This window comes from Pseudomonas fuscovaginae SE-1 (genome assembly GCF_000364705.1).
GTDB classification, from domain to species: Bacteria; Pseudomonadota; Gammaproteobacteria; order Pseudomonadales; family Pseudomonadaceae; genus Aquipseudomonas; species Aquipseudomonas fuscovaginae_A.
Map to the genome: position 1 here is coordinate 31855 of NZ_AQOH01000242.1, position 22772 is coordinate 54626.

19 protein-coding genes are annotated in these 22772 nt (G+C 61.9%); 9 read left to right on the forward strand and 10 right to left on the reverse strand.

Annotated elements, in window-relative coordinates:
* Positions 1 to 83: 83 nt before the first annotated feature.
* Positions 84 to 797 (reverse strand): autoinducer binding domain-containing protein, encoded by a 714-nt coding sequence (locus K675_RS32455; protein ID WP_026145383.1) that lies wholly within the window; start codon positions 795 to 797, stop codon positions 84 to 86.
* Positions 798 to 1182: 385 nt separating this feature from the next.
* Here K675_RS32455 and K675_RS0120565 point away from each other — a divergent pair, with 385 nt between their 5' ends.
* Positions 1183 to 1959, forward strand: coding sequence for a ferredoxin--NADP reductase (locus K675_RS0120565; protein WP_017905363.1), 777 nt, complete (start codon positions 1183 to 1185; stop codon positions 1957 to 1959).
* 42 nt (positions 1960 to 2001) lie between these two features.
* On the opposite strand, the gene mscL is transcribed toward K675_RS0120565, so the two are convergent.
* A complete protein-coding gene (mscL, locus tag K675_RS0120570; RefSeq protein WP_017905364.1) occupies positions 2002 to 2415 on the reverse strand; it encodes a large-conductance mechanosensitive channel protein MscL in 414 nt (137 codons plus the stop codon).
* Positions 2416 to 2699: 284 nt separating this feature from the next.
* On the opposite strand from mscL, the gene katB reads away from it, so the two are divergent.
* The 4 genes from katB to K675_RS0120590 all read left to right on the forward strand — a co-directional run bounded on the left by katB (position 2700) and on the right by K675_RS0120590 (position 7038).
* Entirely contained in the window at positions 2700 to 4241 is a 1542-nt protein-coding gene (gene katB, locus K675_RS0120575; protein ID WP_026145384.1) for a catalase KatB, read from the forward strand.
* Positions 4242 to 4326: 85 nt separating this feature from the next.
* Positions 4327 to 4878 carry an ankyrin repeat domain-containing protein gene (locus K675_RS0120580; RefSeq protein ID WP_017905366.1) on the forward strand — a complete coding sequence of 184 codons (552 nt, stop codon included), beginning with the start codon at positions 4327 to 4329 and terminating at the stop codon, positions 4876 to 4878.
* A gap of 49 nt (positions 4879 to 4927) precedes the next feature.
* A complete protein-coding gene (radA, locus tag K675_RS0120585; protein ID WP_017905367.1) occupies positions 4928 to 6295 on the forward strand; it encodes a DNA repair protein RadA in 1368 nt (455 codons plus the stop codon).
* A 20-nt stretch (positions 6296 to 6315) separates the two neighbouring features.
* Entirely contained in the window at positions 6316 to 7038 is a 723-nt protein-coding gene (locus K675_RS0120590) for a hypothetical protein (RefSeq protein WP_017905368.1), read from the forward strand.
* 12 nt (positions 7039 to 7050) lie between these two features.
* Here the strand turns inward: K675_RS0120590 and K675_RS0120595 are convergent, their stop codons facing one another.
* The gene (locus tag K675_RS0120595) at positions 7051 to 7419 is read right to left on the reverse strand and encodes a PilZ domain-containing protein (RefSeq protein ID WP_017905369.1); all 369 of its coding nucleotides are present in this window, start codon (positions 7417 to 7419) and stop codon (positions 7051 to 7053) included.
* Positions 7420 to 7638: 219 nt separating this feature from the next.
* Here K675_RS0120595 and K675_RS0120600 point away from each other — a divergent pair, with 219 nt between their 5' ends.
* From K675_RS0120600 to yjiA, 3 genes are all read left to right on the forward strand, one after another.
* The gene (locus tag K675_RS0120600) at positions 7639 to 9705 is read left to right on the forward strand and encodes a carbon starvation CstA family protein (RefSeq protein WP_026145385.1); all 2067 of its coding nucleotides are present in this window, start codon (positions 7639 to 7641) and stop codon (positions 9703 to 9705) included.
* A gap of 15 nt (positions 9706 to 9720) precedes the next feature.
* Complete coding sequence (locus tag K675_RS0120605) at positions 9721 to 9918, forward strand: YbdD/YjiX family protein (RefSeq protein WP_010448516.1); 198 nt, start codon at positions 9721 to 9723, stop codon at positions 9916 to 9918.
* Between the two features lie 157 nt (positions 9919 to 10075).
* The gene (gene yjiA / locus K675_RS31150) at positions 10076 to 11092 is read left to right on the forward strand and encodes a GTPase (RefSeq protein WP_198291664.1); all 1017 of its coding nucleotides are present in this window, start codon (positions 10076 to 10078) and stop codon (positions 11090 to 11092) included.
* Here the strand turns inward: yjiA and K675_RS0120615 are convergent.
* The 7 genes from K675_RS0120615 to K675_RS0120645 form a co-directional block, all read right to left on the reverse strand.
* On the reverse strand, positions 11054 to 12268 hold the full coding sequence (locus K675_RS0120615; protein WP_157383966.1) for an MFS transporter: 1215 nt from the start codon (positions 12266 to 12268) through the stop codon (positions 11054 to 11056). The two genes, yjiA and K675_RS0120615, sit on opposite strands and share 39 nt — an antisense overlap.
* Positions 12237 to 13463, reverse strand: a complete 1227-nt coding sequence (locus tag K675_RS0120620) for an aminotransferase class I/II-fold pyridoxal phosphate-dependent enzyme (protein WP_026145386.1) — start codon at positions 13461 to 13463, stop codon at positions 12237 to 12239. The genes K675_RS0120615 and K675_RS0120620 overlap by 32 nt, the downstream gene beginning before the upstream one ends.
* Before the next feature lie 187 nt (positions 13464 to 13650).
* The gene (locus K675_RS0120625) at positions 13651 to 14334 is read right to left on the reverse strand and encodes a GntR family transcriptional regulator (RefSeq protein WP_017905374.1); all 684 of its coding nucleotides are present in this window, start codon (positions 14332 to 14334) and stop codon (positions 13651 to 13653) included.
* Between the two features lie 25 nt (positions 14335 to 14359).
* Entirely contained in the window at positions 14360 to 15070 is a 711-nt protein-coding gene (locus tag K675_RS0120630) for a FadR/GntR family transcriptional regulator (protein WP_026145387.1), read from the reverse strand.
* Positions 15071 to 15169: 99 nt separating this feature from the next.
* Positions 15170 to 16483 carry a C4-dicarboxylate transporter DctA gene (locus K675_RS0120635; RefSeq protein WP_017905376.1) on the reverse strand — a complete coding sequence of 438 codons (1314 nt, stop codon included), beginning with the start codon at positions 16481 to 16483 and terminating at the stop codon, positions 15170 to 15172.
* 352 nt (positions 16484 to 16835) lie between these two features.
* Positions 16836 to 18089, reverse strand: a complete 1254-nt coding sequence (gene glyA / locus K675_RS0120640; protein WP_017905377.1) for a serine hydroxymethyltransferase — start codon at positions 18087 to 18089, stop codon at positions 16836 to 16838.
* 310 nt (positions 18090 to 18399) lie between these two features.
* Positions 18400 to 22251, reverse strand: coding sequence for a bifunctional diguanylate cyclase/phosphodiesterase (locus K675_RS0120645; RefSeq protein WP_017905378.1), 3852 nt, complete (start codon positions 22249 to 22251; stop codon positions 18400 to 18402).
* A 288-nt stretch (positions 22252 to 22539) separates the two neighbouring features.
* Here K675_RS0120645 and K675_RS0120650 point away from each other — a divergent pair.
* Positions 22540 to 22772: ATP-binding cassette domain-containing protein (locus K675_RS0120650; RefSeq protein WP_026145388.1), on the forward strand; the 233-nt coding region annotated here is incomplete at its 3' end.

A 22772-nucleotide genomic window follows, 5' to 3' on the forward strand; every position in this document is an offset into this window, starting at 1 on the left:
AGGGGGATTTTACGTGGGTTTCAAGCAGATTGCCTGTGGCGTGTGGAGGTGGCAGATCCTTCTGCCAGGGGCGCGCGGCGCAATCAGTACAACAGGCCGGACTTGGCTGCACGCAGCACGGCCGATGCCTTGTTGCTCACGCCGAGCTTTCTCATGATGGTGCTCATGTGGAAGCCCACGGTGCGGGTGGTCAGGTTGAGGATGTTGGCGATCTCGGCGGCGGTCTTGCCTTCGGCCGTCCATTTGAGAATCTCGGTCTCGCGCGGCGACAGCGGATGGCTGTTCTGCGGCGGACGGGAACTGGCCAACCGTTGTGCCATGAACGAATGCAACCAGTTGCACAGCCACAACACATGACCCGTCTTGGAGTAGAACTCGTTGGACGTGATGGACTCGCAGGTCCGTGACACGCTCAGGGTGCTGACGATGCCACGAATGTCGTGAACCGACTGCGACCAGCCGTGATTGAGGCCATGGGCCTGCATGTCACGCCAGAGTGCCGGCGCGCTCCTGAAGGCTTCGGCTCCCCAAAGGATGGGAAACACCGAGTTATGGCAGTGCGCGAGCAGAGGGTCGACGGCAATGTAGTTGTTGCGTTGATAGCAGGCATTCCATTCTGCGGGGTAATTGTTGAAGGATGTCGTATTGGGCTGAGAACCTCCTGATAGGCTGCTGACTCTGAATGATACGAAGGTGAAGCGTATTTGACCTGCCAGATTGAAAACCGCATCGAAGACTGCCTGTTCTTCTTTTTCACTCATGAGCTGGTGCAGTTGATTATCCTGCCAGTTCTCCATTGAGGTACCCTTCCTTGACGCAATATTCGTTGAGTCCAACGTGCTTGAGTAGTGTAGGAAAATTCTTGATATGAGTGTGATTTTTTTATATTGCGCTGATATTTTTATCGCCTTTCAAGTGGCTCGTTTATCGCCCGGAGCATAATATCATTTCGCTCTCGTGTGGGTTTTAAGTGCTTTGCCGGAAGGTGAAAAATAGGTGGGGCGATTGAGTTTTATCGGATGATGGTGCTTATGTTTTTATAAGTTAATGTTTTTATTGGTTGCTGTACTTTTTGTTTTTTTTGTATATGTTTTTCTGGAAAACTTATACCACTACAAATCGCCGGTGTTTCTGTCGCCGGCTTTGCGCGACACTGGGAGCACATTCTCGATGGAGTGCGCCATGACCGTCAGTGCCGAAAAGTTCACCCGGCAGACCCTGCTCGAGGTCTGCCCCCTGACCCCCAGCCTGTTCACCCTGCGGACCACCCGGGATGCCGGATTTCGCTTTCGGGCCGGTCAGTTCGCCCGCCTGGGAGTGACCCGGGCCGATGGCGGCGTGGTGTGGCGGGCCTATTCGATGGTGTCCTCGCCCCATGACGACTTTCTCGAATTCTTTTCCATCGTCGTGCCGGGTGGGGCGTTCACCAGCGAACTGAGTCGCCTGAACGTGGGGGACTCGCTGCTGATCGAGCGCCAGGCCATTGGCTATCTGACCCTGGATCGTTTCGTCGACGGGCGCGATCTCTGGCTGCTGGCCACCGGCACCGGGGTGGCCCCATTCCTGTCGATCCTTCAGGACTTCGAGGTCTGGGAGCGCTTCGAACGGATCGTGCTGGTCTACAGCGCGCGCCATGGTGCCGAGCTGGCGTACCGCGAACTGATTGCCGGGTTGGCCGAACGTGACTATCTGGTCGAGCATGCGCACAAGCTGCGGTTCGTGCCCATCGTCACTCGTGAGACGGTGCCGGGAGCCCTGTCAGGGCGTATCCCGCAACTGATCGAAAATGGCGAATTGGAGCGCGCGGCCGGGCTGGCGCTGACGGCCGTGCATTCGCGGGTGATGATCTGCGGCAACCCGCAGATGATCGATGATACCCGCCAGGTGCTCAAGCAGCGCGACATGCAGCTCAGCCTGAGCCGCCGGCCAGGCCAGGTGGCGGTGGAAAACTACTGGTAGAAAAACGGCGCCCAGCGGGTGCCGTTGGTTTTTGCCGATGGCTCAGGGCTTGTTGTTCTGAGCCTTGAGCAGGTCGCGGATCTCGCCCAGCAGTTCTTCCTGTCTGGTCGGCACCGGTGGCGCGCTCGGCGCCACGGCTTCCTCGCGTTTGAGGCGGTTGATCACCTTGACGCCCATGAAGATGGCGAACGCAACGATGAAGAAGTCGATGCAGGTCTGGATGAACTTGCCGTAGGCCAGTACCACGGCCGGAGTATTGCCTTCGGCGGCCTTGAGAGTGATCGCCAGGTTGCTGAAGTCCACCCCGCCGATCAGCAGGCCGATCGGTGGCATCACCACGTCGCCGACGAAGGACGAGACGATCTTGCCGAAGGCCGCACCGATGATGATACCCACGGCCATGTCGACCACATTGCCTTTGACCGCGAAGGCCTTGAACTCACTGAGTACGCCCATAGCTAATTCCTTGTTACAGATGAGTTGAGTGAACGCAGTGTAATTCAGCCACGGGTATCTTGCGCTACGCCGGGCTCTACACCCCCCGTCTCAATCGACCTGCCGCCAGGCCATAAGTTTGCAAAGTGCCACCAATCGCGCGAAATACGCTTCCTGACGCGTCTTGCCCCGTGGAATTTTTCAATCGGGCTCTTCGAGCTTTTCTATTTAGAAATCGTCGAGTCGGTCTCTAGCCTCTGTGGAGCGCACCTGGATGCGCATCACAACATCAAGAGGAATCCGACATGCAGATCATCCCTGTTCCGGGAGCTGTTCCCACTCGGCGCGTGCTGGGTATTTTGACCGCCAGCCTGCTATCCCTTTCCGTTCACGCCGCCACCCTGACCCGGGACAACGGCGCGGCGGTGGGCGACAACCAGAACTCGCAAACCGCCGGAGCCACCGGGCCGGTGCTGCTACAGGACGTGCAACTGATCCAGAAACTGCAGCGCTTCGACCGCGAGCGCATCCCCGAGCGGGTGGTGCACGCTCGCGGTACCGGCGCCCATGGCACGTTCACCGTCACCGATGATCTGAGTGACCTGACCAAGGCCAGGGTGTTCGCCGCCGGTGAGAAGACGCCGGTATTCGTGCGTTTTTCGGCGGTGGTGCATGGCAACCACTCGCCGGAAACCCTGCGTGACCCACGGGGTTTCGCCACCAAGTTCTACACCGCCGATGGCAACTGGGACCTGGTGGGCAACAACTTCCCGACCTTCTTCATCCGCGATGCGATCAAGTTCCCGGATATGGTTCATGCCTTCAAGCCCGACCCGCGCACCAACCTGGATGACGATTCGCGCCGTTTCGATTTCTTCTCCCATGTGCCTGAAGCCACCCGCACCCTGACCGAGCTGTATTCCGACTCCGGTACGCCTGCCAGCTACCGGGAGATGGATGGCAACGGTGTGCATGCCTACAAGCTGATCAACGCCAAGGGCGAGGTGCATTACGTCAAGTTCCACTGGAAGAGCCTGCAGGGCATCCGCAACCTCGATCCGAAACAGGTCGTCGAGGTGCAGGGCCGCGACTACAGCCACATGACCCATGACCTGGTCAGCCATATCGACAAGGGCGAGTTTCCCAAATGGGATCTCTATGTCCAGGTGCTGACGCCGCAGGACCTGGGCAAGTTCGACTTCGACCCGCTCGATGCCACCAAGATCTGGCCCGGCGTGCCGGAGCGCAAGGTCGGCCAGATGGTGCTCGACCGCAACCCGGCCAACGTGTTCCAGGAAACCGAGCAGGTGGCCATGGCCCCGGCCAACCTGGTACCGGGGATCGAACCGTCCGAGGACCGTCTGCTGCAGGGCCGGGTGTTCTCCTATGCCGACACGCAGATGTACCGCGTGGGGCCGAATGCGCTGCAACTGCCGATCAACGCACCGCGGGTGGCGGTGAACAATGGCAACCAGGATGGGGCGATGAACAGCGGGCACAGCACCACCGGGGTGAACTACCAGCCAAGCCGGCTGATGCCCCGTGACGAGCAACCGGCGGCGCGCTACAGCCAGTTGCCCCTGTCGGGCAGCACCCAGCAGGCGAAGATCCAGCGTGAGCAGAACTTCAAGCAGGCCGGGGACCTGTATCGCTCCTACAGCCAGAAGGAGAAACAGGACCTGATCGAGAACTTCGGTGGCTCGCTGGCCGATACCGACGATGAGAGCAAGCACATCATCCTGTCGTTCCTCTACAAGGCCGATCCCGAGTACGGCGCCGGCGTGACCAGGGTGGCCAAGGGCGACCTGGCACGGGTCAAGGCGCTGGCGGCGAAGCTGGTGGACTGATCTGCCGGCATCAAGGCCAGGCCCCCTCGCGGCGCTTGCCACGAGGGGGCCTGGGAGGATTGAGAGGTTATCGAGGAGTCACTCAATGCGTATCCCTGTGCTGTTGTTCCTCCTGGTCTGTGCCTGCCACGCCTCGGCCGATCAGCCGGCAGTGCCCGCCGATCCGCAAGCGCTCAAGGCGCAGATCCAGGACTACTACTTCGATGCCGCCCGCCGTGGCGACGTCGAAATGCTGCAGACCTTCATCGAGGCCGGTTATCCGCTCGATACCCAGGACGCCCAGGGCTATACCGCGCTGATCCTGGCCGCCTACCATGGCCAGGGGCCGGCGGTGGAGCGCCTGCTGGCGGCCGGGGCCAATGCCTGTGTCCAGGACAAGCGCGGCAATACCGCGTTGATGGGGGCGATCTTCAAGGGCGAGGTGCGCATTGCCCGACGCCTGTTGAACAGCGACTGCAATCCCGACCAGCGCAATGCCGCCGGCCAGACCGCGGCCATGTATGCCGGGCTGTTCAAGCGCACCGCGCTGCTCGAGGCCCTGGCCGCCAAGGGCGCCGACCTTCAGGCCGAGGACCCGCTGGGCAACAGTGCGACACGTCTGGCCGAGGGACAAATCCGTACGCCACCGACGCGCTGATCGGCGCTGGCTGAGCTATCATCGCGGTTTTTCCATTGGGGTGGACGAGATGGCCAAGGCCAAGCGCATGTACGGCTGCACCGAGTGCGGCGCGACCTTTCCCAAGTGGGCCGGGCAATGCGGCGAGTGCGGGGCCTGGAACACCCTCACCGAGACCCTGGTGGAAAGCGGCGGCGCCGCGGCCCCCAGCGGGCGTACCGGCTGGGCCGGGCAGCAGGCCCAGATCAAGACCCTGGCCGAAGTCAGTGTCGAGGAGATACCGCGGTTCTCCACCGCCTCGGCCGAACTCGACCGGGTGCTGGGCGGTGGCCTGGTGGATGGTTCGGTGGTGCTGATCGGTGGCGACCCCGGTATCGGCAAGTCGACCATCCTGTTGCAGACCCTGTGCAATATCGCCACGCGCATGCCGGCGTTGTACGTCACCGGCGAGGAGTCGCAGCAGCAGGTGGCGATGCGCGCGCGGCGCCTGGGCTTGCCCCAGGATCAGTTGCGGGTGATGACCGAGACCTGTATTGAAAGCATCATCGCCACGGCCCGGCTGGAAAAGCCCAAGGTCATGGTGATCGACTCGATCCAGACGATTTTCACCGAACAACTGCAGTCCGCCCCGGGCGGCGTGGCGCAGGTGCGCGAGAGCGCGGCGTTGCTGGTCCGTTATGCCAAGCAGAGCGGCACGGCGATCTTTCTCGTCGGCCACGTGACCAAGGAGGGCGCTCTGGCCGGGCCGCGGGTGCTGGAGCACATGGTCGACACGGTGCTGTATTTCGAAGGCGAGTCCGATGGCCGCCTGCGCCTGTTGCGGGCGGTGAAGAACCGTTTCGGCGCGGTCAACGAGCTGGGCGTGTTCGGCATGACCGACCGGGGTCTGAAGGAGGTTTCCAACCCTTCGGCGATTTTCCTCACCCGCGCCCAGGAGGAAGTCCCCGGCAGCGTGGTCATGGCCACCTGGGAAGGCACCCGGCCGATGCTGGTGGAGGTGCAGGCGCTGGTCGACGACAGCCACATGGCCAACCCGCGCCGGGTCACCCTGGGCCTGGACCAGAACCGTCTGGCGATGCTGTTGGCGGTCCTGCATCGACATGGCGGCATTCCCACCCACGACCAGGATGTGTTTCTCAACGTGGTCGGGGGGGTGAAGGTGCTGGAGACCGCGTCCGACCTGGCGTTGATGGCGGCGGTGATGTCCAGCCTGCGCAACCGGCCATTGCCCCATGACCTGCTGGTGTTCGGCGAAGTCGGCCTGTCGGGGGAGGTGCGGCCGGTGCCCAGTGGCCAGGAGCGCCTGAAGGAAGCGGCCAAGCATGGCTTCAAGCGCGCCATCGTGCCCAAGGGCAATGCGCCGAAGGAGTCGCCGCAGGGCTTGAAAATCATTGCGGTCACGCGCCTGGAGCAGGCGCTGGACGCGTTGTTCGAATAACCGGATAAGGAGTCAGCGGGATGCGGATTGTCGGTGCGGCAATGTGTTTGGCAGGTTGCATGTTGTGGGCCGGCCTGGCCGGCGCGGCCACGGTGCCGCAAGGCTATCGCCTGGCGCAGCAGATGCCCACGGGGGATGGCGGCGAGCTGGAGTTGCTGGAGGATGCGCGGATCACCTCGGATCTGCATCAGTCGCTCTGGGGCAATGGCAGTGCATTCGACGAGGATGCCTTTGACGACGAGGCACTGGCGAAGGATGTCGCCAGCCGACCGATCGTCGAGGCCCGCCTGCGGCTGCTCTCGGCATCCGGGGATGAGGTCGAGAGCGTGGGCCTTGCCTATCCGCTGGCGACCCTGGAAAAGGCCACCATGGAGGGCATGCCGAGCCCGGCGTTTTTCCTCACGGTCGACCAGACCGCGCCCATGGGCAGCTACAGTGGCCCGGCGACTCAGGTGCTGATGCCGGCCCGGCGCAAGCTGCAGCCGATGCAGTACCAGGCGGAGGATGGCACGCTCAAGCCGCTGTTCCTCGCGCAGACCGGCAAGGCGGCCTGGCAGGCCGGCGACGCGCGGCCGGAGATTTTCCAGGTGTCGTCGTCGATGGCCAATGAGGACGGTGACGATTTCGTGACCACCTACCGGACCTATCGACTCAAGGGCGATGTCTGGCAAGTGTCGTCGCGAGAGGAGAAGGCCTATTGGGAGTCAGAGGGCGACTTCCCCAAGCGCTCGGCCTTTCCTTGAGGGCACGCCCGGTCAATCCTCGAACAGGGCGTCCAGCTCCCGTTCCAGCTCCTCTTCGTCGCCCAGGTTCAGCTCGACCAGGCGGCGCAGGTGCTGGATCGACTCCAGTCCGATGTGCAGGCATTTGAAGCCCAGGTGGTGATGGTCCACATGGACCAACTCGGCATCCATCTTCACATGGGCATTTTTCGCCAGGCGGATATCGACCAGGAAGATGCCCGCCGCGTCGTCGGGCCACTTGTCCGGCTGATGGGCCAGCAGTCCCTTGAGGGACAGGTCTATCAGTTGCGCCGACCAGACCGTATCCCCCTGGCTCAGGGTGGTGATGGCATCGAACGCGATACGCTTGAAACGGCGACGATTGATCGGATGGTCACTCATGTTCAGGTTCCTGTGCGCACTCTGCTGACTATAGACCCCATGCCGGGCCAGGCAAGCGGCCAGGCGTGATAAGGCCTTTCATCCGTCGGCGCGATGTCCCGGAAATGGTCCCGGCGGCAAGAAAAGACCGCTCCATACCAAGGTCGGGTATGGTCATGACGCGCTTTGGCGCTAAACTCAGGGTGGCTGTCTTTCTGTCCATCTGGCTGGAATCTCAAAATGAAAAATAATAATAGCCCGCTACGCCACCTTCCCTGGCTGGTGCTGGCGATCTTAGGAGCGTGCGCCCTGGGCGTAGTGGCCTTGCGCCGCGGCGAGGCGATCAACGCCTTGTGGATCGTGGTCGCTGCTGTGGCGATCTATCTGGTTGCCTATCGTTACTACAGTCTGTTCATCGCCAACAGGGTCATGCAGCTCGATGGCAATCGGGCGACACCGGCCGTGCTGAACAACGACGGTCTGGACTATGTGCCGACTAACAAACACATCCTTTTCGGTCACCATTTCGCGGCGATCGCCGGTGCAGGTCCGCTGGTCGGCCCGGTGCTGGCCGCGCAGATGGGCTACCTGCCCGGCACGCTCTGGCTGATCGCCGGGGTGGTGCTGGCCGGCGCGGTCCAGGACTTCATGGTGCTGTTCCTGTCCACCCGTCGCAACGGTCGTTCCCTGGGCGACATGGTGCGCGAGGAAATGGGCCGGATTCCGGGCACCATCGCGCTGTTCGGCTGCTTCCTGATCATGATCATCATTCTCGCGGTGCTGGCGCTGATCGTGGTCAAGGCCCTGGCCGAGAGCCCATGGGGCATCTTCACGGTGATGGCGACCATCCCGATCGCGATGTTCATGGGCGTCTACATGCGCTACATCCGTCCGGGACGCATCGGCGAGATCTCGATCATCGGCGTCCTGCTGCTGCTCGGCTCGATCTGGCTGGGCGGGCAGATCGCCGCCGATCCGGTCTGGGCCAAGGCCTTCACCTTCACCGGCGTGCAGATCACCTGGATGCTGATCGGCTACGGCTTCGTCGCCGCGGTGCTGCCGGTGTGGCTGATCCTGGCGCCACGGGACTACCTGTCGACCTTCCTCAAGATCGGTACCATCATCGCCCTGGCGATCGGTATCCTGATCACCATGCCGATGCTGAAGATGCCGGCGCTGACCCAGTTCGTCGACGGCACCGGGCCGGTGTGGAAGGGCGGGCTGTTCCCGTTCCTGTTCATCACCATCGCCTGTGGCGCGGTGTCCGGCTTCCACGCGTTGATCTCGTCCGGGACCACGCCGAAGCTGCTGGATAACGAAACCAACGCCCGTTACATCGGCTACGGCGGCATGCTGATGGAGTCGTTCGTGGCGATCATGGCGATGGTTGCCGCCTCGGTGATCGATCCGGGCGTGTACTTCGCCATGAACAGCCCGGCCGCAGTGGTCGGCGCGGATGCCGTGGCCGTGGCGCAGACCGTCAGCAGTTGGGGCTTCACGATCACCCCGGATGCGTTGCAGGCGGTGGCCCGGGACATCGGCGAAACCACCATCCTGGCGCGTGCCGGTGGTGCCCCGACCCTGGCGGTCGGTATCGCGCAGATCCTGCACCACGTGCTGCCGGGTGAGAACACCATGGCGTTCTGGTACCACTTCGCGATCCTGTTCGAGGCGCTGTTCATCCTGACCGCGGTCGATGCCGGTACCCGGGCCGGGCGCTTCATGCTGCAGGACCTGCTCGGTTCCTTCGTGCCGTCGCTCAAACGTACCGAGTCCTGGACCGCCAACCTGATCGCCACCGCCGGTTGCGTGGCGTTGTGGGGCTACCTGCTGTACCAGGGCGTGATCGATCCGCTGGGGGGCATCAACACCCTTTGGCCGCTGTTCGGTATCTCCAACCAGATGCTGGCGGGTATCGCGCTGATGCTTGGCACTGTCGTACTGATCAAGATGAAGCGCCAGCGCTACATCTGGGTGACCCTGTTGCCGGCGCTGTGGCTGCTGATCTGCACCACCACCGCGGGCTTCATCAAGCTGTTCGATGCCAACCCGGCCATCGGCTTCCTTGCCCTGGCGAAGAAGTACAGCAGCGCGCTGGAGGCCGGGCAGGTACTGGCCCCGGCCAAGGACATCACCCAGATGCAGCACGTGATCTTCAACGCGTACACCAACGCGACGCTGACCGCGCTGTTCCTGTTCGTGGTCTTCAGCATCCTGTTCTACGCCCTGAAGGTCGGTGTCGCGGCCTGGGGCAACAAGGAGCGTACGGACAAGGAAACACCGTTCCAGGCCGTGCCTGGGGCCTGATGGGAGGGCACTGCAATGTTCAATGACCTGAGTCGCCTCGGTAAGTACCTCGGTCAGGCCGCGCGCCTGATGGTCGGCATGCCCGACTACGACACCTATGTCGAGCATATGCAGACCAAGCACCCGGACAAGCCGGTGATGAGCTACGAGGCGTTCTTCCGGGAACGCCAGGAGGCCCGTTACGGCGGCAAGGGTGGGCCGAAGTGTTGTTGAGTCACTGACTCGACGCATTCCGTTGTGGGAGACGGCCGGGCGGCGATCCGCTTGCTGGCGATAGCGTTTTGACTGTCGATCTTTCCTTGGTCTGACACAGCGCCATCGCCAGCAAGCGGATCGCCGCCCGGCCGGCTCCCACATTCATTTTTAGCCTATGGGAGATTCGCGTTTGTCCGTTCCTATCCCCGTCACCGTCCTCAGCGGCTTTCTTGGCGCCGGCAAGACCACCTTGCTGCGCCATCTGCTCAAGGCCGAGCATGGCCTGAAAATCGCCGTGATCGAGAACGAATTCAGCGACGCCGGTATCGATACCCAACTGCTTGGCGCCGAACCGGTTCAGGTCATGACGCTGTCCAACGGCTGCGTCTGCTGCACCATCCACACCGACCTGACCAAGGCGTTGTACCTGCTGCTCGAGCGCCTGGACAGTGGCGAAATCCTCTTCGACCGGCTGGTGATCGAGTGCACCGGGCTGGCCGATCCGGCGCCAGTGGCGCAGACCTTCTTCATCGATGAAGAGCTGCGCGAGCGCTACCTGCTCGACGGCATCATCACCCTGGTGGACGCTGCCCACGCCGAGCATCACCTGACCCAGACCATTGCCCAGGCGCAGATCGGCTTTGCCGACCGCCTGCTGGTGAGTAAGCGCGATCTGGTCGACGAAGCGACCTTCGACGCCTTGAGCGAGCGCCTGACGCGGATCAACCGGCGGGCACCGATCCGCATCGTCGAGCATGGCAATATCGACCTGGCAGAACTGCTGGATGTCCGTGGCTTCAACCTCAACGCCGACCTGGGCGGTGGCGTGAGCCTGCGGCCGGTCCGCCAGGGGCATTCCATCGACCGCATTTCCAGCCTGGTGCTGCGCACCGACCAGCCGCTGGATATCGACCGGCTCAGCGAGTTCATGAACGAGTTGCTGGAGGCGCACGGCAAGCAGTTGCTGCGCTACAAGGGCGTGCTGAACATCGCCGGCGAGCCACGGCGCCTGGTGTTCCAGGGCGTGCTCAAACTCTATGGTTTCGACTGGGACACCGAGTGGGAAGAGGGGGCGGCACGAGAGAGCGTGATTGTCTTCATTGCCGACGACCTGCCTGAAGAGAAAATACGTGAGGGCTTCCAGCGTGTTGCCTCAGGGGCGCTGGCGAACTTGGGTGGTGCGGCCGTATAGCCAGGCTGTGAGGGCTAGCGCCAGGCACGCTATCGCCAGCGCCTGGCTTTTGGTGGGTAGCAGGCTGACCAACGCTCCTGCGACGACCGCCATCAGTTGGTGAAGCAGGCCAATCAATGCCATGGCTTGCGGGCCGTGCGTGACCTGCTGGCAGGCCAGAAGTTGGCAGAGGGGATAGCTGATCCCCTGACCGACCAGGATCAGGCAGTAAGGCAGCCAGAGTAAAAATGCGCCGTGCCCGGCAAATAACAATGTGCCACAACTCATCAGAACTGCCCCTATAGGCAGTATCAGCAGTCCGGCGTTGAACAGCCTGCTGTGATCCAGGGCAGGAGAGGCCAGCCGATTGACCAGCAATGTGCCCAGCAGGTAAGCCGCGCTGATGGGCCAGCCAAGCATGCCGTAATCCAGGCTCGTCCAACTGAACTGCAGTTGGAAAATACCGGGCGCGAGGCCATTGAAAAGCACGATAATCGTGTAGCCCAAACCTCCTCCCAGCACTGGGCGAATGAAGGACGGTGTTCGCAAGAGCTCAAGGTAGACAGACCATGTTGGCGAATGGAGAGGGGTGGTTGCGCTCTTTGCTGCTGGGATCAGGGCTGTGCCTAGCAACAGCCCCGTCATACCGATCACTGCGAAGCCCGAGCGCCATCCCACTGAGGTGTCGAGGGCTGCACCGAGAAATTGAACGATCCCCAGTGACAAGACAAAGCAAATGGACAAGGCGCTCAGTGCCTTTGCGAGCTGGTAGCCATGAAAGTGTTCTCGTAGCAGGCTCCGGGCGCTTACAGAGGCTCCGCCAGCCCCAATTCCTTGCAGGAGGCGCAGAGTAAGAAACATCCAGCTTTCCGAGACTGCGGCCAGTAACAAACCACTGGCGCCGTAAAGGATCAAGGCGGTACTTAGTATGCGAAAGGTGCCGTGTGTCGCGCATAGGCGCCCCCATAACAGCATGGGGGCGCCCATCCCCAATAGAAAGATGCCGAGTGTCATGCCTGCGAATGAGCTGTCAGCCCCGAGCTCTACGGCAATACGGGGCAATGCTGGCAGATAGAGCGTGATTCCCGCCTGTGCCAACAATACGGCAAGGCAGGTAACGAACAGCATGGCGCGCTGGTTCATGCCGCGACGAATTGCTCTGGGCTCAACAACTGATCCTTGGGTGATCTGATTCAAGGAACTCCGCCAAGTGTTTGCAGAATAGCTTTATCAGAGACGGCTCCATATCCGCTCGCAGTGTGATTCTCACCGCTGCCTGGTTCTTTGGCACAACGGGGAAGAAAACTGCTGATGTGAGGAAACCATTATCTGCCAGGTACGCCGAAGCCCGGTTCGCCTTGATTGCATCAGTCACCTGAATGAGTCTGATGGGAGAGGGACTGCATGATTGCTCACAGCCAATCAGTGAGTCGAATAGCTGAAGGTTTTCCTGCAACTGTTGCTGGCGGTGATTCAGTAGTGGGCTGTGATGGAGTGCTATGGAGGCTTTCCCTGCTCCGATAGCCGCTACATTCAGGCTTTGTGACCAGTTGCTGGGGCCACCATAGCGTTGTACCAGGCGTTTGTGCCGTGCATCACCAAACATCGCCAAACCGCCGCCGGCTGCGAATGCCTTGCCCAGTGAGGCAACGATGAGGGTATTTTCTCCGAGCTCATTAATGCTTGAGCGGGCGTGCCCCCAGCCCTTGTGGCCAACGGTCGACAACGCATGAGAGTCGTCCAGATAGAGAAACAGGCCATAGCGATCTTGAAGATAGAGCAGGCTATTGATATTCGCGGCACCGCCCATGCTGTAGAAACCATCTGCGATGTAGGCGACACGCTGTCGGCTGCGGCATAGGCTTTCCAGTTGGTCCATGTCGTTATGTGGAAGGGTAAGCACTTCGGTTTCGTCCGCGCAAACAGCCTTTACATGGTTCATCGAGTAATGGGCAAACCGGTCAAACGCCATGGCAGGAGCTTTGTTTCCGGTGAAGATCCCCGCTGCCAGCAGTGGAAGCACTCCTGCGCTGGCGGCACTGCAAGATAGCGTGGCCAGGCAGTGACTCTGAAAAAGGTTGGATAGGTCTGCTTCGTATTCTTCAAGCAGCGACAGCTTGCAGCGATTTTTCGAGTTGGCGATACGTAAGGTTCCAGTGCTTCTTATCGCCTGGGTTGCACCCTTGAGAAGGTCGGGGTGGTAGTCGAGCCCCAGATAGGACGTGGTGCAGAAATGATGCAGGTAACGACCATACTGATCCTTCAGATAATTTGGTCGTATGACCTCGACGTTGAGGTTGGATAGTTTGTTGTTCTGAGAGAGATCCCAGTCTTCCTCAGCCGTAGCAATCACTCGTTTGTAGTTGGTATGCAGATTACGGTTGCTTTCCATGCTGGTGTGCCCCTGCCATAAGTCAGGCTACGAGCATGGGTGTGTTGCATGTCCTGCGTGTATCGGACGCTTCCGGCATGAATGAGCGTAACTTCCCAATAACTCAGATCGCTCCCACAAGATTGCTTTGCGAATGAACGTTCTGTGATTGTTATCAGCCCTGCGAGAGGTTGTTGTGGAGAGGTTGTTAACCTGTTCGAGTCCACTGCAAGGCTACCAGCCGATCCAGATAGATTGTCATCTGCATCATTGCTGTTACAGCGTCGCCATTCTCCATGGCGTTGACAATGGCCTCGCGTGATCGCCAATCCTCGGTTCTGCAAGGGTGCTGCATCAGGGCCAGGCCGGTCAACGGCGCCAGCTCCTCAAGAAAATGTACCAGCGGTGTATTTCCAGCCATGCGCGCCAGCTCCAGATGAAACTCGACGCCTAGTCTCGTGGTTGTACTCTGACGGCTGGTTTCGCCGCTTTGACGCTCTCGGGCGACTATCGCGCGCAGCGGTTCAAGTGCCTGTCTGGTAGTGGTCGTGCAAAGCCGCTCAATAATACTGCCTTCAGCCATCCGTCGCGCCTGCAGGACCTGCCGGATCTGTTCGGCGTCCGGTTCGGCGACGTGGGCCCGCTGATTCGGGCGGGCGAAGATGATCCCCTGGTGGGTCAGTCGTGTCACGACTCGGCGTACCTGGCTGCGGCCGGCATTGTAGGTTCTCATCAGCAGCTCTTCACTCAGCCCTGTGCTGAATTGCCCGTCGAGAATGTCTTCGAAGACCCGGGCATACAGGCCGTCGGCGCAGGGCAGTGCTGGCCGGATGTGGAATTGCCGGCGTGCGCGCGGGGCGGTGAAGGGCTGAAGTGTCGCAACGCTGTTCATGAACGGTCTCCCTTCGACGGGTGAATTACTGCTCGGTACTGCCTGGAAGGTCATCCGGGATGGTGAGTTCGATGCCCATGCGCAGGCCTTCCTGAAGGATGTGTCGGCGCATTTCCGCACTCGCCAGGGCACTGTTCCTGTTACGGATGGCACGGACCACGGCTTCGTTTTCCCGCAGGCGTTCGGCCAGGTGTTCCGGCGAGTTGCGCAGGACTTCGGCGCTCTGCTTGAGTGCGTTGCGTGTCTGTTGCACCACGTTCTGGAAAATCGGGTTGGAGGTCAGGGTGAACAGTTCTTCATGGAAGGCCAGGTAGGCGTTCATGCCGGCCACGCTGTCGCTGGCGTCCAGGGCCTCGCGCATGTCCATCAGGGTCAGGCGCAACTGGCCGACCTCCTTGCTGCTGATCGATTGCGCCACCAGGCCGACGATGAACGGCTCCAGGGTGTAGCGCAGTTGCAGGATGTCTTCGAGGCTGGCTTCGGCCACGCCGTTGTGGGCGGTGACGCTCTCGTGAGTGGCGTCCAGTACCAGCACGCCTTTGCCGGGCATGGAGCGCACCAGGCCCAGGGTTTCCAGTACGGTTACCGCTTCACGCAGGCTCGGGCGGCTGATGCCCAGTTGTTCGGCCAGCTCGCGCTGGCCCGGCAGCATTTCTCCCGAGCGCCACTGGCCACGGGCCAGGGCTGCGCGGAGTTTTTCTACCACGGAATTGACGACGGTCGATGAGCTGATCACGGTGCTCTCCCAGGTGAAACGGTCAGGCTATGACCCGTGGGCAGTCTTGAGGCTGCCGCTGGTGGGTCGGTACAAGTGCCCGTCCATGGGCGGATCGCATCAGAACTCCTGCTGATGACTTGAGGTGTTCGGCTTTCTCGGAGTGAAGGCATAACCCTGCTGGCCTTCAAGCACCTTGTGGGCTCGTTGCAGGTCGATGTCCTTTTCCCAGCGGGCGATCGCCACGGTCGCCACGCAGTTGCCGATCAGGTTGGTCATGGCCCGGCCGATGCCCATGAACCAGTCGACCGCCAGCACCAGCACCAGGCCGACCACCGGAATCGCCGGGATCGCCGACAGGGTCGCGGCCAGGATCACCAGGGCCGAGCCGGGGATGCCGTGCGCGCCCTTGGAGGTGATCAGCGACACCAGCAGGATGGTCAGCAGGTCCGTCATGGCCAGCGGGGTGCCGGTGGCGTTGGCGATGAAGACGATGGCCAGGGTCAGGTAGATCGAGAAACCGTCGAGGTTGAACGAATAGCCGGTCGGGATCACCAGGCCGACCGTCGAACTGCCGATGCCCAGATGTTCGAGCTTGCGCATCACCTGTGGCAGGACGGCATCGGAGGAGGCCGTGCCCATGACGATCAGCAGGTCTTCCCGGAAGTACTTGAGGAACGGCAGGATCCGCAGGCCCGACACCCGCATGACCAGGCCGAGGATCAGCAGCACGAAGGCCAGGCAGGTGATGTAGAACAGCGCCACCAGATTGCCCAACTGCCGCAGTGATTCCAGGCCGTAGGTGCTGGTGGTGAAGGCGATGGCGCCGAATACGCCGATCGGCGCCAGTCGTACGATCATGCCCATGATGCGGAAGATCACGTGGCTCAGTTCGTTGATCAGGCGCGAGATGCCCGATGCCGACTCGCCCACCAGGTTCAGGGCGCTGCCGAACAGCACCGAGAACAGCAGCACTTGCAGGATGTTGTTGTCGGCAAAGGCGCTGAGCACCGAGTTGGGGATCAGGTCCATCAGGAACTGCGTGGCCCCGCGCAGGTGCTGGCCGCGATCGGCGAGGTCGCCCAGGGCGGCCTTGGACAGTTGCTCCAGATGGATGTTGGCGCCGTTGCCGATGCCGGTGGAGAAGGCCAGGACCAGTCCGATCAGCAGCGCGATGGTGGTCAGCACCTCGAAGTAGATCACCGACTTGAGGCCGATGCGGCCGACCTTCTTCAGGTCGCCGGCGCCGGAAATTCCGCTGACTACCACGCAGAAGACGATCAGCCCGATGAGCATCTTGATCAGCTTGATGAAGCCGTCGCCCAGGGGTTTGAGCTGGGTTGAGTATTCGGGAAGGGTGAGTCCGAAGATGATGCCCAGCACCAATCCAAGGACGACCTGAAGGAAAATCGAACGCGAGCACCATTTGAGCATGGGGAGGATCCTGGTCGGCGTTCCGGGTCCGGACCTGTGGTCGCGGCATTGGAACTTAATTGTTGTGGTCTTACCGGTATGTCCAGTGCGAGTTCAGTCTACGCCCGGATTTTCTGGGATCACAAGCGGTTTTTCGAAAATTTGGTTCGACCGGTCTGACCAGTTGTCGCAGTATGCACTCGGTTTGCAGGCGCAGGGTTTGCTCGCGAAGGGGGCTCGAGGGCGCTAAAAGTCTCGCGGCGGTTTGGTGCCCCGACAAGCCCTGCTCCTTACCGGGGTGAGTGATTTTCCGAGGGGCGAAAAAAAGCCCGGTCGCTGACCGGGCTCTCTTGTGCTGGGGGATGCGGGCCTATCAGGCGCCGTATACCGGCAGCTTCTTGCAGATGGCCTTGACCTTCTCGCGAACGGCGTCGATCACCGCTTCGTTGTTCAGGTCGGCCAGGATGTCGCAGATCCAGCCAGCCAGCTCGCGGCATTCGGTTTCCTTGAAGCCGCGGGTGGTGACAGCCGGGGTACCGAAACGCAGGCCGGAGGTGATGAACGGGGAGCGTGGGTCGTTCGGTACCGAGTTCTTGTTCACGGTGATGAAGGCCTTGCCCAGTGCGGCATCGGCGTCTTTGCCGGAGATGTCCTGCTTGATCAGCGACAGCAGGAACAGGTGGTTCTGGGTACCGCCGGAAACCACGTCGAAGCCGCGGGCGATGAACACTTCGGCCATGGCCTGGGCGTTCTTCACCACTTGTTGCTGGTAGGCCTTGAACTCAGGCTGCAGCGCTTCCTTGAAGCAGATCGCCTTGGCCGCGATCACATGCTCCAGCGGGCCGCCCTGGGCACCCGGGAAGACCGCGGAGTTCAGCTTCTTCTCGATGTCGGCGTTGGCGCGAGCCAGGATCAGGCCGCCACGCGGACCGCGCAGGGTCTTGTGAGTGGTGGTGGTGACCACGTCGGCGAACGGCACCGGGTTCGGGTAGACGCCAGCGGCGACCAGGCCGGCGACGTGGGCCATGTCGACGAACAGGTAGGCACCGACCTTGTCGGCAATGGCGCGGAAACGGGCGAAGTCCAGCACCTGCGAGTAGGCGGAGAAACCGGCCACGATCATTTTCGGCTTGTGCTCGACCGCCAGGCGCTCGACTTCGTCGTAGTCGATCAGGCCGTTGGCGTCGATGCCGTACTGCACGGCGTTGTACAGTTTGCCGGAGGAGGAAACGCTGGCGCCGTGGGTCAGGTGACCGCCGTGGGCCAGGCTCATGCCCAGGATGGTGTCGCCACCTTGCAGCAGGGCCAGGTAGACAGCGGCGTTGGCCTGGGAGCCGGCGTGCGGCTGGACGTTGGCGTAGTCGGCGCCGAACAGCTCCTTGGCGCGGTCGATGGCCAGTTGCTCAACCACGTCGACGTATTCGCAACCGCCATAGTAGCGCTTGCCTGGGTAGCCTTCGGCGTACTTGTTGGTCAGCACCGAGCCCTGGGCTTCCATCACCGCGGGGCTGGTGTAGTTTTCCGAGGCGATCAGCTCGATGTGCTCTTCCTGGCGCTGAGCTTCTTGCTCCATGGCGGCAAAGAGATCGGCGTCGTACTTGGCAATAGTCAAATCACGGCTGAACATGGCGGTCCTCAAGGATCGGGGGCAGAAAGGTGGGCATTCTAACCCAATGGCTTTTATCTGGCATATGAAAGGGCATCATGTCGCAGATAAGTGGTGTTCAGGTTGGGTTCGCGGGGGCTTTTTCGCGGGCCGAGCGCCGCCCCTTGTGGGAGATTCTATGGTCGGGTGCAGGACTGGCGGGCCCATTCGCGGCGGTCCGACGCCTCGGTAACTCCTCCCATAAGGTAAGAACCTGGCGCGGTCACTGTGGGAGCCGGCCGGGCGGCGCTCCGTTTGCTGGCGATAGCGTCAGTCGCTGCGGCGCAGGCCGTCAGTCGAACATGAACAGCGCATCATTGCTGAACTGCGCCTCGAAGCGGCCCGCCGCCATCGGCCGGCCGAACAGGTAGCCCTGCACCTCGTCGCAGCCGTGTTCACGCAGGAAGTCCAGCTGTTCGTGGGTCTCCACGCCTTCGGCGATCACCGCCAGGTTCAGGCTGTGGGCCATGGCGATGATCGCCCGGGCGATCTGTGCATCCTGTTCGCCCGACGGCAGGCCGTCGACGAAGGTGCGGTCGATCTTCAGTACGTCGATCGGGAACTGCTTGAGGTAGTTGAGCGACGAGTAGCCGGTGCCGAAGTCGTCCACCGCGATACTCAGGCCGAGGTTCTTGAGGCCGGCGAGGATCAGCATGGCTTCGCTGACCTCGCGCATCAGGATGCTTTCGGTCAGCTCCAGCTCCAGGCACGCTGGCGGCAGTCCGGTGTCGCGCAGGATGGTGGCGATGCGCGTCCCCAACTGGCCGTCGGAGAACTGCCGGGCGGAGATGTTCACCGAGACCTTGGGCACGCGGACCTTGTTCTGGTGCCAGGTCTTGAGCTGGCGGCAGGCCTCGGCCAGCACCCAGTCGCCAACATCCACCACCAGCCCGAGTTCTTCGAGCACCGGGATGAAGTCCCCCGGCGGCACCAGGCCGCGGCGTGGATGACGCCAGCGCAGCAGCGCTTCGGCACCGGTCAGGCGCTTGCCGTCGCCACTGAACTGCGGCTGGTAGTAGAGCACGAATTCGTTCTGTTCCAGGGCGTGGCGCAGGTCGCTTTCCAGCTCCAGGCGCTCCAGGGCGCTGGCGTTCATGTCGGCCTGGTAGAACTGGAAGTTGTTCTTGCCGCGCTCCTTGGCGTGGTACATCGCGGTATCGGCGTTTTTCATCAGTTGGCTGAGTTCGCTGCCGTCCTGTGGGCTCAGGGCGATACCGATACTGGCGGTGACGAAGAACTCGCGCCCTTCGAGCACGAACGGCGTGATCAGGCTGGTGAGAATCTGTTCGGCGACGTGAATCGCCCGGTTCAGGGCCATCTCGCGGGTGGCTCGTGGTTGCAGCAGCAGGGTGAACTCGTCGCCTCCCATGCGCGCCACGGTGTCGTCCTCGGCGACGCAGGCCAGCAGGCGGGTGCCCATTTCCTTGAGCATGCGGTCGCCGGCGGCATGCCCGAGGGAGTCGTTGATCGGCTTGAAACGGTCAAGGTCGAGGAACATCAGCACCACCCACGATTTCTGCCGCTCGGCCTGCTGCAGCGCGGTGTGCAGGCGGTCCTGGAACAGCGTGCGGTTGGGCAGGTGGGTGAGGGCGTCATAGTAGGCCAGGCGGTGGATCCGCTGCTCGCTGGCCTTGCGCTCGCTGATGTCGCTGAAGAAGCACACGTAGCTGGCCAGGTCGCCTTCATCGTCGAGCACGGCAGTAATGCCGACCCAGGCCGGGTAGTGCTCGCCGCTGCGGCGCTTGAGCCAGACTTCGCCTTCCCAGGTGTTGTGCTGCTCCAGTTGTTTGAGCACGTAGCGCAGGTGGGCTTCCTGCTGGTCGTCGACCGTCAGCATGTTGGGCAACTGGTCCAGCACATCGGACACCGCGTAACCGCTGACGCGGCTGAAGGCTTCGTTGGCCTGGACGATGTAGCCGGCCGGGTCGGTGATCAGGATCGCCGAGGTCGAGTGCTCGAAGACCGTCGCCGCCATGCGCAGGTCTTTTTCCGCCCGGCGTTGCTGGCTGATATCGCGGCCGACGCCGAGGATGCCTTCGAACGCGCCGTGCTCGTCCCAGACCAGCACCAGTCGCAGCTCGATCGGGATCTTGCGTCCGTCGGCCCGCAGGCAGTCGAACAGGAACAGCTGGGTCTGGACCTGGCTGCGCAGCTCGGCCAGTTGCTCGGGCTTGTCCAGGGCCTTGCTGACGCGTTCCATCATTTGATAGATGCCGGTCAGTTGTGCCGGGTTGGCGATGGTCGAGTGCCAGCCGTGCTTGAACACCCAGTCCGCTTCATAACCGAGCACGGTCTGTACCGAGGGGCTGACGTAGTTCAGTTGCAGCTTGCTGTCGGTGGAGAAAATCACGTCGCTGATGCTTTCGGCCAGCATCCGGTAGCGCTGTTCGCTGTCGCGCAGCGATTCGCTGGCTTCGATCTGGTCGGTGATGTCCTTGGCCACGCCGATGATCCGCGTGACCTGGTCGTACTTGTCCCGGGCCAGGGCCTGTTCGCGGATCTCGAAGCGCCGCCACTGGCCGTCGCGATGACGGAAGCGCAGCTGGCACTGCAGCAACTGGCTGTAGCTGGCGTGGCGCTGCTGGTGGCGCAGGCGGTGATAGTGCTCGGCATCCTCGGGGTGCAGCAGGATCTCCCAGAAGTACTCGCCCATCTGGTGCAGCTCGCTCTTGCTGTAGCCGAGCGTCTGGCCCAGGTGGTGGTTGCTGAAGATCATCCGCTGGCTGATCACGTCCTGGACGTAGAGGTGGTCGGGTACCGTCCGGACTACGTCCGACCAGAAGCCTTCGCGTTCGAGCAGCGACAGTTCGATCAGCTTGCGACTGGTGATATCGCTGATGCTCAGGATCACCGCGTTGTAGTCGCTGGGGTCTTCCGGCAGGCGCAGGACCAGCCACAGGTGCTGGTCCTGGCCGTGGGCGTCGGTCTGCTTGATCTCCAGTTCCAGTTGGCTCTGCTGGTTGAGCAGGGCATCGACCAGCGGGTAGCCGATACCGGTGACCTGGGTCGGGCAACCCTCGACCAGGCAGCTCCAGGCGCTTTCGCGGGAGTCGACATTGAGCAGGCGCAGCGCGACCAGATTGATTTCGGTGATGCGCAGTTGCTCGAACAACTGGCGGCGGTGTTGCGGATCGTGGGCGAGCCATTTCTTGAGGCTTTCGCTGTCGCCCAGCCGATGGCTTTCCAGGAACCCCGGCAGGCTGGAGAGATCGAGGACGCACAGCGCCACGCCAGTGCCTTCGAAGATTTCCTGGTAGCGCCGGCGACCTTCATGCACCTGGTGCTGGCGACGCCGCATGTTGATCAGCGCCAGCACCGGCAGCATCGACAGGCCCAGGCCCAGCAGGCACTTGCCGATCAGGGCCGGCAGCAGTTCCTCGAGCATCTTGCGCTGGTCGAACAGACCGCGCAGTTGCCAGTCGCTGTTGGACAGTGGCGCGATCAGTACGCTGTTGGCCTCGTCATCCGGTTGCAGCACCGACGGCCGCGGACTGATGTCGCTGTCGCGGCTGAGCACGCGATGGTTCAGGCGGTTTTCGATCACCCAGGTCGGGCGGAATTTCTGTCCGGTCTGGCGGGTCAGGCTCTGGAACAGGCTCGGCCCCAGGCGCAGCGCCCAGTAGCCGTTGGTCTCGCCGCTGGCCTGGTGCAGCAGCAGGTGAACGATCAAACCCTCGTCGTCGTTGGTGAAGTAATAGGCCTGGGTCCGGTTGCTGTGCCTGACCAGCTCGCTCAGGTAGTCGATGTCATGGCTGTCGGTGGCGCTGTCGCCGATCAGGTTGCCCTTGTTATCGAACAGGGCGAAGCTCCTGATGGCGGGCAGGGACAGGCGCAGTTTCTCGAGCAGTTGCCGTTGCTGTTCGCGGGTCTCGGGTTTCTCGAAGATCGGCAGCAGGTTGGCGGCGATCTGCGCATCCAGCTTCATGTTCAGGCTGATGCGATCAGCCAGCTCGGCGCTGTAGTCGATGCTGTACTGGCGCTGGACCTTGCGGGTCTGCTGGAACTGGTCGATCAGTTGCCAGAACAGTACGGCGAGCATGAGCAGCACCAGGATCGCCAGGACAGCCTTGATGGTGCCGCGCAGGGGCGTGCCGGACACCTGGCGGGATGCGCGCGCGGACGATGGCGGGTTGGCGTTGCTCAAACTGTGATCCTGCGGTTGGGCTGGATTGGCGCGACGTGCACTATAAGCCGGACGCCCGAAGGGCGGCTAGCATGCCTTGACTTGTGGCAAAGTGCCAGTCCTGTTCCGGCTGGTGGTTTGCCCTGGTGCACACATTCAGGTAATTTTACCTGTTACGCGGGCGTTTTTGCGCTCCCATGGCTGACGCAGGATTGGCGCTGCATTCGATGATGCATAACGCATGCCGCGCAATGCTGCCGGTCCGGGCTGCGCCTTCATATTTCATCAGTCACTGACGCTAGGTTCTCCATGGCTCAATACGTCTTCACCATGCATCGGCTGAGCAAAGTTGTGCCGCCGAAGCGGGAAATCCTGAAAAACATCTCCCTGTCGTTTTTCCCGGGCGCCAAGATCGGCGTCCTTGGCCTGAACGGCTCGGGTAAGTCCACCCTGTTGAAAATCATGGCCGGCGTCGACACCGAGTTCGACGGTGAAGCGCGGCCGATGCCGGACCTGAATATCGGCTACCTGCCGCAGGAGCA